At 56.1% G+C, this 13,032-nt stretch carries 10 protein-coding genes; 7 read left to right on the forward strand and 3 right to left on the reverse strand.

The window, feature by feature from the left end:
* On the reverse strand, nucleotides 1-654 hold the full coding sequence (locus tag KJI95_RS16145; protein ID WP_214508216.1) for an FMN-binding negative transcriptional regulator: 654 nt from the start codon (nucleotides 652-654) through the stop codon (nucleotides 1-3).
* A 576-nt stretch (nucleotides 655-1,230) separates the two neighbouring features.
* Between KJI95_RS16145 and KJI95_RS16150 the strand changes: the two genes are divergently transcribed.
* Together KJI95_RS16150 and KJI95_RS16155 are read left to right on the forward strand one after the other, a co-directional pair.
* Nucleotides 1,231-2,730, forward strand: coding sequence for an MFS transporter (locus KJI95_RS16150; protein ID WP_250885899.1), 1,500 nt, complete (start codon nucleotides 1,231-1,233; stop codon nucleotides 2,728-2,730).
* 157 nt (nucleotides 2,731-2,887) lie between these two features.
* Entirely contained in the window at nucleotides 2,888-5,479 is a 2,592-nt protein-coding gene (locus tag KJI95_RS16155; protein ID WP_214508264.1) for a glycoside hydrolase family 15 protein, read from the forward strand.
* Nucleotides 5,480-5,668: 189 nt separating this feature from the next.
* Here KJI95_RS16155 and KJI95_RS16160 read toward each other — a convergent pair whose 3' ends face one another.
* Both KJI95_RS16160 and KJI95_RS16165 read right to left on the reverse strand, forming a co-directional pair.
* Nucleotides 5,669-6,697, reverse strand: a complete 1,029-nt coding sequence (locus KJI95_RS16160) for a LacI family DNA-binding transcriptional regulator (RefSeq protein ID WP_214508218.1) — start codon at nucleotides 6,695-6,697, stop codon at nucleotides 5,669-5,671.
* A 172-nt stretch (nucleotides 6,698-6,869) separates the two neighbouring features.
* On the reverse strand, nucleotides 6,870-7,553 hold the full coding sequence (locus KJI95_RS16165; protein WP_214508219.1) for a DUF3334 family protein: 684 nt from the start codon (nucleotides 7,551-7,553) through the stop codon (nucleotides 6,870-6,872).
* 293 nt (nucleotides 7,554-7,846) lie between these two features.
* Between KJI95_RS16165 and KJI95_RS16170 the strand changes: the two genes are divergently transcribed.
* The 5 genes from KJI95_RS16170 (at nucleotide 7,847) to crr (ending at nucleotide 12,987) form a co-directional block, all read left to right on the forward strand.
* Nucleotides 7,847-9,463 (forward strand): methyl-accepting chemotaxis protein, encoded by a 1,617-nt coding sequence (locus KJI95_RS16170; RefSeq protein WP_214508220.1) that lies wholly within the window; start codon nucleotides 7,847-7,849, stop codon nucleotides 9,461-9,463.
* Between the two features lie 133 nt (nucleotides 9,464-9,596).
* Nucleotides 9,597-9,992, forward strand: coding sequence for an ACT domain-containing protein (locus KJI95_RS16175; RefSeq protein ID WP_214508221.1), 396 nt, complete (start codon nucleotides 9,597-9,599; stop codon nucleotides 9,990-9,992).
* A 437-nt stretch (nucleotides 9,993-10,429) separates the two neighbouring features.
* Complete coding sequence (locus KJI95_RS16180) at nucleotides 10,430-10,687, forward strand: HPr family phosphocarrier protein (RefSeq protein ID WP_214508222.1); 258 nt, start codon at nucleotides 10,430-10,432, stop codon at nucleotides 10,685-10,687.
* 15 nt (nucleotides 10,688-10,702) lie between these two features.
* Nucleotides 10,703-12,406: a phosphoenolpyruvate--protein phosphotransferase gene (gene ptsP, locus KJI95_RS16185; protein ID WP_214508223.1), complete on the forward strand. Its 1,704-nt coding sequence runs from the start codon at nucleotides 10,703-10,705 to the stop codon at nucleotides 12,404-12,406.
* 71 nt (nucleotides 12,407-12,477) lie between these two features.
* Nucleotides 12,478-12,987, forward strand: a complete 510-nt coding sequence (crr, locus tag KJI95_RS16190) for a PTS glucose transporter subunit IIA (RefSeq protein WP_214508224.1) — start codon at nucleotides 12,478-12,480, stop codon at nucleotides 12,985-12,987.
* Nucleotides 12,988-13,032: the final 45 nt, after the last annotated feature.

Here is a 13,032-nt window from a genome sequence, read left to right on the forward strand (position 1 = left end):
TTATTCCCCGCCAAGGCCAAGCTTCAACCGCTTCATTTGCGCTAGCAGCGCGGCGCCGCCCGCCGTGTCTGCAAGCGCGGTCGCGACGCCGCGCTGATCGGCATCTTTTCGTTGCTGCCCAAGCTTTGCCTTTCCTTCAATAGATTCGATTTCAATTTCGAACGCCACTATGGCAGCGCTTAATTTAGCCACATACTCAGGCGGCATTAATGAACTCAATTCAATGTTATTAAATGTCTTTTCATCAGGATCAGTTAATAAATCAGGCCCGGAATCTGACTCAAAATATTTCACTGCTTTTACAAGCACGGCCAATGCAGCGTCTCCGTCAAGCAGGCGAAGCCGCCCTTTAACGTGGACGGCGGTGTAATTCCAGGTTGGCACCGCAGGGCTGCCCTGATACCAGCGCGGGCTGATGTATGCATGGGGGCCTGAAAAAATTGCCAGCACCTCCGCGCCATCAAGCCCCTGCCACTGGCCGTTGGCGCGGGCCATATGGCCAAGGAGTTTGGTTTCACAGTCACTTAAAATCAGCGGCAAATGGCTTGCCTGCAGCGAATCCCCGACATTTGAGACGAGCAGCGCAAAACTTTCACGGCGGATAAGGTCAAGGGCGTCTCGCCGCTCGAGGGTCATATTGGCAGGTACATACACGATAAGGCTCTCCTGTTATTCTCAACAGCAGCGTAACAGCTTGCCGCTACGCCACCAATCAAAATGGCGTAAACTGATGCTAATTCAGGTGCTAAGCGAGAACTTCGCGCATCCACACGTTCGCAATCAGCTGTTACACAGAGGTTATGGATGCGGGATGAATACGTATGTAGAGAGTTGTCACTCCCTAAAGGCCGCAGTTAGGATGAGAGCGCTGATTATGAGCCCCTACGGGGGCTGGGTCGTTACGGAAAGAGGGACCTTCCGGCTTTGGAGTACCTTCCTGCGCTTCGCTTCCACGAAGTATCAGGTCTGGTCTTGGGCGGCGAGAGTCTGAGGGAGGCTCTCGTCGCTGATTTTTCCGGCCATCAGCCGTATCCGATAATAACAGGCACAGCTCACTGCGCGGCCAACTGCCCGCACCCTGCGCCAACAACAGGACAGCGCAAGCGACACGCCCTCGGCTTGGACGTGTAAGCGCTCAGGAACGCCATGACTTCATTACCTTCATCATCCGCCGCTTACGACAGCGCCATCCATCAGGCCACGCCATCTGCGCTGCTGACCCACAAGCCCATGCTGTCGTTCTGGCAAATTTTCAATATGTGCTTTGGCTTTCTTGGGATCCAGTTTGGTTTTGCGCTGCAAAACGCCAACGTCAGCCGTATTTTTCAAACCCTTGGCGCCAGTATTGATGATATCCCCATTCTGTGGATTGCCGGCCCGCTTACCGGCCTCTTGGTGCAGCCAATTGTCGGTCACTTGTCTGACAATACCTGGAATCGCCTCGGCAGACGCCGCCCTTATTTTTTGATTGGCGCCGTGCTTACTACTCTGGCGCTGTTTGTGATGCCAAACTCGCCTTACCTTTGGGTTGCCGCCGGTATGCTGTGGGTGATGGATGCCTCTATCAATATCGCCATGGAGCCGTTTCGCGCCTTTGTCGGCGATAAACTGCCCGCGCAGCAGCGCCCGCAAGGCTTTGCGATGCAGAGCTTTTTTATCGGTATCGGCGCGGTTGTGGCATCGGCACTGCCCTATTTGCTGTCCAATTTTGCAGGGGTTGCCAACACTGCGCCCGAAGGCGAGATTGCCGATACTGTGCGCTACTCCTTTTACCTTGGCGGCGTGGTACTGCTGCTTGCCGTGGGCTGGACCATAGTCTCAAGCCGCGAGTACAGCCCGGCACAAATGGCCGCCTTTGATGAAGGCAGCAGCACATCAAGCCTTCGCCGCCATAGCCGCAGCGTTGCCGATTATCGGCGCGGCGCCATGTTGTGGAGCCTTGCAGGCATTGGCATCGTGGCGCTTACCGCCGTCTTTGCCCTTGATAAACAGCTGTTTATTCTCGGTTTTGGCGTATTCGCCTTTGGCCCGCTGCAGTTTTATTGCGCCAGCACCCTGCAAAAAGTCGCCGCTGACGATGATGCACGCTACCGTCAGGGCATGGTATTCAGCGTGGTAGATGACCTCTTTCATATGCCCTTTGCCATGAAACGCCTGGCCTGGGTGCAGTTTTTCTCCTGGTTTGCCCTGTTTGCCATGTGGATTTACACCACCGCCGCGGTCACGTCCTTCCATTACGGCAGCAGCGACGTGCTGTCGAAGGCCTATAACGACGGTGCCGATTGGGTGGGCGTGCTCTTTGCTGCCTATAACGGTTTTGCCGCGCTGGCGGCGCTGGTTATTCCACTCTTGTGCATGGCCTTTGGCATGCGCGTGGCACACATGCTGAGTCTTTGTTTTGGCGGCCTGTCGCTGATGAGCTTTTTTATCATCTCCGACCCGGCGCTGCTGTGGCTGCCGATGATAGGCGTAGGCTTTGCCTGGGCATCCATTCTGTCGGTGCCCTATGCAATGCTGTCCACCAGCCTGCCTGCCTCACGTATGGGCACCTACATGGGTATTTTCAATTTCTTTATTGTGATCCCACAGCTGCTGGCTGCGACCCTGCTCGGCTTTATCCTTAAAGCCCTGTTTGCCAATGAGCCGATTTACGCCCTGATGGTAGGCGGCGTATCCATGATAATTGCCGCATTTTGTACTCTGCTGGTACCGAAACCGAATGCTACCTAAACCAAATGCTTCCTAAACCGAGTGCGACCTAAACCCGGTGCTAACAGAAGCCTTGATAGCGGAACCCTTAAACAGTGCGACGCCAACGCCTTATAACTCGCCCGACGACGGAGACAGAGACGTGCCTTTACCGACCTCTACTGAGTTTTTAACCAAAATGAGCGCCGTAGCGCTTGCCCTTGCCGCCGCGCTGTCCGGCGTCGGCTGCAGCGATAACACCGCAGCCACTGCCGATACTGCCCAGAGCTCAAGCACGGCCCAGAGCCCAAGCGCAGCAGAGAGCAAAGCCGCCAATGCTGCCAATGTTGCCCCGGGCGCGCCCGGCAATACCCCCACCTGGGCCTTCGCCGGCAAAACCGGCATAGGCACCAGCTATGAACCCTATGTCGATGGCAAATATCAGGGCAGCGAAGCCAATCCCATGAGCCGGGTATGGTTTTCCACCGCCAACGGCGTGCTGACCGAAACCATGTACGGGCTTATTCATAACGCCCAGCTGCGGGAGCTGTCGTTTATCGTCAAGGGCACTAACTTTGTCGATGTTGAAACCAAAGACACTATCCACAGCCAGCGTTATCTGCACACGGACCAGAGCGGCAACCCTGAGTCGTTGGCGCTGGTGCTGGATAACCGCGACAAAGAAGGCAAGTACCGAATCGAGAAACAGATAATCACCGACCCGCACCGCGACGCCTTGGTGATGCGCGTGACCATCAGCGCCATGGCAGATGGCTTAACTGCCTATCTTTATGCCGATCCGCAAATGGATAACGGCGGCGCAGATGATATCGCCTATCTGGATGACACAGGTTTTATCGCCGCCCAGGCAACGCCGGCCGCTGGCGGCATGCAAAGCGCCATGAGTATTCAGGCAAGCGTGCCCTTTGTTGCCCGTCAGGTTGGCTTTGAAGGTCGCTCGGCCGGCATCGAGGCTATTCTTGCCGGTAAACCGCTTGAGGGTTACAGCCAAACCTTCAGCGGCGCTGCTGCCAACGCGGCTGGTGCAAATGGCGGCAATGACAATGCCGCCAGTGACAATCAAGGCAACAGCAATATCGGCAACAGCAATATCGGTAACGTTGCCCTCACCGCTGAGCTTGCCACCCTGAATAAGGGCGAGAGTGTAAGCTTCGATCTGGTGCTGGGCTTTGCCGCTGCGAGCAATGTTGACGATGCCGCTAAGGCCGCGAGCCAAACCGCCAAAGCAAGCCTTGGCGCAGGTTTTGACAAGCTCGCCGATGACTTTGCCGGCAACAGCGCATCCCCCGGCTGGCGTCAGTACCTTAAGTCCCTTAAAAGCCTCAATACCATGGCAGGCCACACCGCCGATGGCGGCAAACTGCTTAATATTTCGGCCATGGTGCTCAAGGCCCAGGAAGATAAAACCCACGCAGGCGCCTTGATAGCCTCTTTGTCAAACCCCTGGGGCGATACCATCGACGCCATCAAGCCAAGCACAGGCTACAAAGCCGTGTGGCCACGGGATTTTTATCAGTGCGCCATGGCATTTCTCGCCATGGGCGATGCCGACACCGCCAAAGTTGCGTTCGAGTATCTTAAACAAATTCAGGCCGGCCCCAACCTTAAAGGCTATGAGGGCGTACCGGGCTGGTTTTTGCAAAAGACCCACGTCGATGGCGAAACCGAATGGGTAGCGGTGCAACTTGACCAAACCGCCATGCCCATCATGCTTGGCTGGAAACTCTGGCAGGCGGGCGTACTGAGCCCAGATGAGGCGAAAAGCTGGTACCACAGCATGCTTAAGCCCGCAGCCGAGTTTCTGGTGAGCGGTGGCGAGGTAAGCCTTGACTGGAACAAGCGGCAAATCACCCCGCCTGTCACCCAGCAGGAGCGCTGGGAGGAGCAGGAAGGGTATTCACCCTCCACCATGGCGGCACTTATTACCGGGCTTAATGCCGCAGCCGCCCTCGCCCGTCATGCGAGCGACATTGAGGCCGCCGAACGCTTTGAGGCCGCGGCCACACGTTTTGGCGCCAGTCTTGGCAAACACACTGTGACGCACACAGGCAGCCTCGCGGCTCACCCTTATATTGTGCGCCTGTCGCCAAACGGCGAGCCGGATACCGATGCGAAACTCGCCGACAACAACGGTCGCCCGGGGCTTGATCAGCGCCTGGTGCTGGATGCAGGCTTCCTTGAGCTGGTGCGTTACGGCGTAGTGGACGCAAATGATGCGGTAGTGCAAAGTACCCTTAAGCTTGTCGACAGCGAAAACCTCGATGAGAACCTAAGGCTCAAGTACAGCTTTACCACCAAGGCAGGCGCGAGCTTCCCGGGATTTCGCCGCTACGGCAACGATGGCTATGGCGAAGATACCCAAAGCGGCGCCAATTACTATGAGACCGGTAGCAACAGCGCCAATCAGCGTGGACGGGTGTGGCCCTTCTTCACCGGCGAGCGCGGCCATTATGAGCTTGCGGCCCTGACCCACGGCGGCAAAGCCCTGGATGACAGCGCGCGCAATCAGCTTATCGGCACCTATGTGGCTGGTATGGAGAGCTTTGCCAATGAAGGCGGCATGTTACCGGAGCAGGTGTGGGATGGCGTGGGTAACCCCACCCGCTTCAGCTATCAGCACGGACAGGGCACCAACTCAGCAACGCCACTCGCCTGGACCCACGCCGAATACGTGAAGCTGGTGCGCTCGGTCACCGACGGTAAAGTCTGGGATGGTTATCCATTCAAACAAACCGCCTCGCTGACTCAGAAACAAGCCGCCGCCAAATAAGGCCCGGTTAACATCTCAGGCAGCGGCAAGTCAGTCACTGCGGTAAAAGAAAAGGAGCCATTCGGCTCCTTTTTCATTGAATTTCGCGATACTTAATTCGCAAATAAGTGTTTGATAAGGTTACCATTAAATCCATTCTGGCGGAGTGGCTTTGTTCTGAGTTCTTGCCGCGTAACTCGCAGGCTCAGACTACAACTCGATCCCACAGGACTTTCGCACCACCAGACTGGTGGGAATAAGCTTGGGCCCGACTTTTTCACCGTTGATAAGCTTAAGCAGGCTTTCCACCAGCATTTCGCCGGCAAGCTGGGTGTTTTGCTTGATGGTGGTAAGCGGCGGATTGGCAAAGCTTGCCACCGGAATATCATCGTAGCCGACCACGGCCACATCCTCGGGAACCCTGAGCCCTGCCTCTTTGAGGGCGCGGATGGCACCCACGGCAATCAAGTCGCTGGCGGCGAAGAGTGCATCAAACTTAAGCCCTTTTCTGAGCAGCCGATTGGCCGCATCAAAACCCGACGCCTCGGTGCTGATCGCATCTTCCTGAAGGCGCTTATCAATCCCAAGTCCGGCATCCTTAAGCGCCCGCACATGGCCAAGATAGCGGTCACGAAACTCGGGGCTGTGGCTTGAAGCATCCCCCAAAAAGGCAAAATCACGCCGCCCGAGGGAAATCAGATGTTCAGTGGCAATCAGCCCGCCCTGCTGATTGTCACAACCAACCGACGCGACCGACACCTTGTTGTGCTCGGCGCCCCAAATCACAAAGTGGGTATGCTGGGACAAAAGCCGCTCGAGCTTGTGCTCATAGTCCACAAAGTCGCCATAACCCAACAAAATGATGCCATCGGCCTTGTTGCTGTCTTCATAATCGGCGTGCCAGTCGCTGGAGAGCTGCTGAAACGATACCAGCAGATCGTAGCCCTGCCGCGCCGTAGCGCGGGTGATGGAGCCGAGCATAGATAAGAAAAACGGATTGATGAGCGAGTCATCATTGGTCGGGTCTTCACACAACAGCAGCGCCAGGGTGTGGCTGTTTTGAGTGCGCAGGTTACTGGCGTTTTTATCGACCTTGTAATTAAGCTCCCGCGCGATTGCCTTAATCCGCTCCTTGGTTTCGTCGCTCACCAGCGGGCTGTCACGCAGCGCCCGGGACACGGTGGACTGGGAAACCCCGGCGCGGTAGGCAATATCAATGGAGGTCGCTTTACTTGGCATGGCTGGACTCTTGTTGGAATAACGGCTGAAACCTTTGGCGGCTGGTTAGCGCCGCCCACCATCGTAAATCAACGGCATGGTAAATCAACAGCAATTCCTTGTATAGCAAGAGACTTTATTGGCGGTTCACATCCGCCATCGGCACTGGCAACGCGTGTTTTAAGCGCTGCTGTTACAGCCCAAGCTCATCAAGCAAATCATCGGCTGGGGCCGCGCCCTTGATATCGGCGCTGGCAACTGGCGCTGTGCCCGAGCTGCCATGGGTGGCCAGCAGAGAGTCCGGGTCAAACTCTTCGTCCAACTCAAACTCCGGCGTTTTCACAAACTCGGTGCTGTCCATCGCGTATTCAAGGTAGAAAATGTGGTTGTTTTCGGTGCGAAACGACACCCTTCTGGCCACCGGCTCATCCAGATTGGCATCGATGGAGATACTGATTTCTTTGTTGATGGTCAGCATCTTGGGCTGGCTTTGGCTGATGGAGGTTTGCAGCTCCTTTGACACCTTACCGATAAAGTCGCCGAGGATCTGGTTCATCAGCTCCCCCATCACGTTGCCGACTTCATCCGAGGTGTGCGAAAAGGCAAGCTCCCCTTCCGGCATGCCCATGTTGAGCATATAGCGACGGTAGATTTCAACGGCCGCATCGGCTGAAAAATTAATCACCACCAGCCCGCTGAAACCGCCATCAAAAATCGAAAAACAGCCAAGATCCGGCCGTAAACGGGTGCGGGTAATGTTCTGCACCATGCCGGCATGGGTGATGCGACTGGCGCTGGTGTTCGACAGCACATGGGAAACCGAATGGCAAAGCTTCAGCAGGATATCGTCGCTGCTGACAATCTGGGGTGCACTCATACTTTCTATCGCCTGTTTGATGAATTACCTAATCTTGAGCATAAATCCATGATAAATCAAAGTTAATACCAAAGATTACACTATAAACATCGGATCTGCGTGACTGCAATCACTGTAAGATACTGATTTTATTGTAGTGACATACGGTTTTTTCGCTTGGTTCACAACCGCCTCAGACACGCGCGCCAGATCACAGTTTTTATCTTTAGTTAATTTTATTTACATAGCCACACAAGGTTTGGGGGCAACAATCCGCTAGAATTCGGCGGTCCTACCCTGACGCGGATAAAGAGATGATTACTATTCTAAGAAAACTGACCATATTGCAGCGGCTCATTCTGATGCTGGCGCTCGCCGCCGTTGGAACCCTGTGCTTTGCAACCTTTAATATCAAAGAGCAGTACACCAACCTGGAAACCCAGAAGTGGCAGCAAAACGACGGTCAGCTCGACACGGCGCTGTCGATAATCGATGCCCATCAGCGCCAGGCGCAGCAAGGGCAATTACCCCTTGAAACTGCCAAGGCCGAAGTGGCAGAGCTGCTTGCCGAAGCCCACTACGGCAATGGTGGTTACTTTATCGTTATTGATGGCGCCAACCAGATCATCGCCGCCGGCGGCAACAGCCTCACCGCAGGCACCCGCTTAAACGACAGAGAGCTGCAAACGCTGGTTGATAACGCCCGCGCCCAGGGCAAGGCCACCACCACCCGCGAGGCACGCAATGCCGACAACGGCAAAACCGGCGAGCAGCTTACCGAAGGCCGTTTCTACGCGCCCTGGCAGTGGACAGTGATAACAGGCGCCTTTGTGACCGACATTCACGATGCGATGAAAACCGCCATCTGGCATACCTTCATCATCATGATGCTGATCTCAACCCCGCTTTTTGCCCTGTTCATGGCGCTGAATCATTCTATTTCCTCGCCGTTGGAACGTGCCATCGAGGCTATGGAAGACATTGCCGACGGTGAAGGCGATTTGCGCGCAAGGCTTGACACCTCAGGCAAGGACGAAGTGGCCCGCCTCGCCGCCGCCTTTAACCGCTTTGCTGAAAAAATCAGTACGCTTATCAAAGATATCAAGCCCATGGGCGCTGAGCTTGCCGACGATGCCCGGGCGCTGACGCAGGCTGTGGCCACCGCCAATGCCAGCGGCGAGCGCATTCACCGCGAAACCGAAAGCGTTGCCACCGCCATTCATCAGATGCTGGCCACCAGTCACGAAATGGCGCAAAACACCCAGCAGGCGGCGGATTCAGCCGGTAAAGTCACCAGTCAGGCGAAGGACACCCAGCAGCTGATGACCCTGACCTTAAGCCAAACCGAGCAATTGGTGGATAAACTGCGCGCCGCTGAGTCCACCACAGCACGCCTTGGCGCCGCATCGGGCCAGATTGGCAGTATTCTTGATGTTATTCGCGCCATCGCCGAGCAAACCAACCTGCTGGCACTCAATGCCGCCATCGAAGCCGCCCGCGCCGGTGCCCATGGCCGCGGCTTTGCAGTGGTGGCCGACGAAGTGCGGGCGCTGGCAAACCGCACCCAGGACTCGACCAACGAAATCCATAAAATCATCAGTGAAATTCAGGCCGGCATCGGCGATGTCACCGCCTCCAACAAGGCCAACCAGAGCCTGTCGGAGTCGCTGCAATCCAGCGCCCGTCACGCCGGTATCGCCATGGACGATATTTTGCAGCTGGTCGGTAACATCAACGACATGAATACCCAGCTTGCCAGCGCCACCGAAGAGCAGTCTCTGGTCACCGAAGAGATTAACCGTAACATCAGCAATATTTCGGAGCAGATGCAGCTGGCGGTGAAATCCAGCGACGGCAACCGCCACGCGGCGGCGCACCTTAACGGGATAAGCGATGCCCTGTCGCAGGCGCTTTCACGTTTCAGGGTCTGAGCACTTCAGTGCCTTCGAAGCAACGCCGTAAAACCCAACCACAGAATTGAGGGACAGCAGGTCCCTCTTTTTATGGCTAAAATTTGTGTTAGGCTACAAACTAACCCAAGGCAGCAACTCACAGGAGGCCGATGTGCGTCAGACACTCGCAGTACATGGCCAGGCCTATACCATCCACAGTTTCAGCCCAGATACGCCGCCCCCAGCATCTATTTTTGCCGAGCCGATGTTTTTTATCGGCAAAACCCGCGAAGAGTTGTCTGTGGTGGTGCCATCCCACCTTGAGCTTGACAGCCTCGAAGCCGAAACTGACTGGCGCTGCATTGAAGTGCTCGGGCCGCTCGGGTTTTCAATGACAGGGATCCTCGCCCGTATTTCTTCTGTCCTTGCCGACGCCCAGGTCAGCATTTTTGCCATTTCCACCTTCGATACCGACTATGTACTGGTCAAAAAAGACAAACTGCCACATGCGATGGCAGCACTGAAAAAGAGCGGTTATCAGCTGATTGAGTATCCCTGCGAAGACTGAATATCCGGGTGAAGATGGAGTGGCGTCGGCAATTCGCAGGCAAACCTTCGAATAAGGTGCCTGAGGAAGGTGCGAACAAGTCTTCGCACAGCTCTGGCTTTGATAGCGACGACAGTTCAAGGCATTCAACTGAAGGCATGCCGAGGCCTGCTGAAGTTGAATAACGCCGAAATGGTGTTGCTATCAAAGCCCCGCAGGGCGTGGCTTACAGCGGTATCTGCGGCGTTACCTGCTTTTGAAATAAAAGAGGTGCGAAGGACTTGGGCCATTCGCTGCGAACTGTGCCTTGCATCTATCCGCTGTAAGCTCACGCAGAGCAAGCACGGGACTTATTCGCACCTTCCCTAATGCGCTATTGCCCCAGATAGCCCCTTTGTGGAGAATAGGCGCTACGTTTTGCCCCGCGAGCGCGGGACCTGCCAAAGAGTTTGCACAGCATGTACGAGAAAACCGTCATCATCACCGCCCCCCACGGCATTCATACCCGCCCCGCGGCCCTCTTGGTCAAAGAAGCCAAGTCGTTTGATTGTGACGTGCTGGTCGAATGTAATGGCAAACAGGCGAGCGCCAAGAGCCTGTTCAAGCTGCAAACCCTTGGGCTGTATCAGGGCGTGAGTGTCAGAGTGTTTGCCCAGGGGCCTCAGGCCGAAGAAGCCGTCGAAAAAGTCTCGGCGCTGCTCATCACCTTAAGTTAAGTCCGGGAGAGACAGATGCAGGTTAACGGAATAGCCATTCAGCCCGGCGTCACCTTCGGTGAAGCCCTTCATCTTGGGCAGGGTCATAAGCCGCTCGATTACCGGATGTTGCCTATCCGGCGCATTCCCCAGCAGGTGCAGCGGCTTGATGCCGGCATCAGGCGCCTGCAGGAGCAACTGGCCGCAAGCCTGCAAGCCCTCGATGAGCACAGCGAGGCCCACGCATTGGTTGAAGCCGACCTTCTGTATCTTGAAGACAGCGACCTTCGCGATCACATAGTCGATACCATCACCCAGCTGCAATTTTCCGCCTGCGTCTCCATCGAGCGGGTGTTTGCCCACCAGGCCAGCGAGCTTGAGGCGATGGACGACCCGTACCTTGCCCAGCGCGCCGAGGATGTACGCAGCCTTGGCAAGCGCCTCATCCGCGCCGTGTTTGGCCGCCCGGGTGCGGAGCCCGGTAAGCTCACAGTGCCCACCATACTGCTTGCCGACGACATTACCCCCGCCGAATTTGCCACACTGCCGCTCGAGAACGTGGCCGGCATAGTGCTCAAGTCCGGCGGCATCACCAGCCACACCGCGATTCTTGCCCGCGCCGCCGGCATACCGGCGCTGCTAAGCACCCCCTACAGCGAGCTTGGCATTGAAAACGGCGATACCCTGGTGATTGATGGCGGCGCCGGTGTGCTTATCCGCAATCCCGCAGGTGACGAACTCGCGTTACTGCAGGCCAGGGCCAGTGAGCATGAAGAAGCGCGGCGTAAGCTCGATGCCTTCCGCGACAAGAGCGCCATGACCCTGGATGGTCATGAAATCAGCCTGCTTGCCAACGTCGGCAATCTTAACGACATCATGCAGGTAGCCAACCTTGGCGCCGACGGCATTGGCTTGCTTCGCACCGAATTTATGCTGATGCACACCGACACCCTGCCCGATGAGCGCAGCCAGTATCAGCTTTACAGCGATGCTATTCATGCCCTCGAAGGTCGGGTGCTGACCATTCGCACCCTGGATGTGGGCGCCGATAAAGAGCTGCCGTGCCTGTGTCAGGCCAAAGAAGAAAACCCGGCCCTTGGCATGCGCGGCATACGTTACACCCTCGCCAATCCGGCGCTGCTCAAAACCCAGCTTCGCGCCGTGCTGCGCGCCGCCAATCTTGGCCAGGTGCGGCTGATGTTCCCCATGGTCAATCAGGTTGAAGAGCTGGACGCGGTGCTTGCACTCCTTGAAGAGTGCCGCCGTGAGCTCGACGATGAAGAAAAAGGCTTTGGCGATGTGAGCCTTGGCATTGTGGTCGAAACCCCGGCGGCGGTGCTCAATCTGCCCGCCATGCTGCCGCTCTTGGATTTTGTCAGCATAGGCACCAACGATTTAACCCAGTACGCCATGGCCGCTGACCGTGGCAACCCTTGCCTTGCCCGCGACTATCCGTCGCTGTCACCGGCCATATTGCGCCTTATCAGCATGACGCTGCAAAGTGCCCGCAGCCAGCAGGTTAAGGTTTCACTGTGCGGTGAGATGGGCAGCGATCCACGGCTTGTGCCGCTCCTTATCGGCCTTGGCTTTGATGAAATCAGTGTCAACGTCGGTGCCCTGCTTGAAGTCAAAGCCGCGATTTGTGCGCAGGATTTTCGCCGCTGCAGCCAACTTGCGGGACAAGCGCTGATGGCCGACAGGTTGTCCGAGCTCACAGACTGTATAAGTCGCTACAAATAAGCTAAATGTTTCAGTATGATGTTTTATCCGCTGCCACCAAGAGCAGCCATTGAAGAAAGAGGCAAGCACCCATGGGATTTTTCAGCCGTATTCGGCGACTGATTTCCGGAGCGCCCACCATTGAAGGTGGCATCGCCATCATTGCGCCGGTGTCCGGCGAAATTTATCCCATCGAAAAAGTACCGGATGTGGTCTTTGCCGAGAAAATTGTCGGTGACGGTATCGCCATTGCCCCCGAAGGCGACACCATAGTCGCCCCTATCGATGGCACCATAGGCAAGATTTTTGAAACCAACCACGCCTTCAGTATCGAGTCGCCCCAGGGGCTTGAGCTGTTTGTCCACTTTGGCGTGGGCACGGTGGAGCTTCGCGGCAACGGCTTCAAACGCCTCGCCGAAGAAGGCCAGCAGGTAAAAGCCGGCGAGCCGGTTATCGCCTTTGACCTTGATTATCTTAAAGATCAGGTCGACAGCCTGCTGACACCTGTGGTGCTTGCCAACATGGAAGACGTGAAGTACCTCGAAAAGGCCCAGGGCCGGGTAGAAGCCGGCAAAGACGTTATTTTTACCGTCGAAATCTGAAAATCCTTCAACAGGCCGCACTGTGCTTGAGGCAAACTTGCCCAA

It is taken from the genome of Shewanella jiangmenensis, from assembly GCF_018596335.1.
Lineage (GTDB): Bacteria > Pseudomonadota > Gammaproteobacteria > Enterobacterales > Shewanellaceae > Shewanella > Shewanella jiangmenensis.

Bases quoted from the DNA above. Each gene is read 5' to 3' on its own strand.
- KJI95_RS16155 (WP_214508264.1), top strand. From the start codon at position 2,888: ATGAGCGCCGTAGCGCTTGCCCTTGCCGCCGCGCTGTCCGGCGTCGGC.
- KJI95_RS16160 (WP_214508218.1), bottom strand. From the start codon at position 6,697: ATGCCAAGTAAAGCGACCTCCATTGATATTGCCTACCGCGCCGGGGTT.
- KJI95_RS16150 (WP_250885899.1), top strand. From the start codon at position 1,231: ATGCTGTCGTTCTGGCAAATTTTCAATATGTGCTTTGGCTTTCTTGGG.
- KJI95_RS16170 (WP_214508220.1), top strand. From the start codon at position 7,847: ATGATTACTATTCTAAGAAAACTGACCATATTGCAGCGGCTCATTCTG.
- KJI95_RS16165 (WP_214508219.1), bottom strand. From the start codon at position 7,553: ATGAGTGCACCCCAGATTGTCAGCAGCGACGATATCCTGCTGAAGCTT.
- ptsP (WP_214508223.1), top strand. From the start codon at position 10,703: ATGCAGGTTAACGGAATAGCCATTCAGCCCGGCGTCACCTTCGGTGAA.
- crr (WP_214508224.1), top strand. From the start codon at position 12,478: ATGGGATTTTTCAGCCGTATTCGGCGACTGATTTCCGGAGCGCCCACC.
- KJI95_RS16180 (WP_214508222.1), top strand. From the start codon at position 10,430: ATGTACGAGAAAACCGTCATCATCACCGCCCCCCACGGCATTCATACC.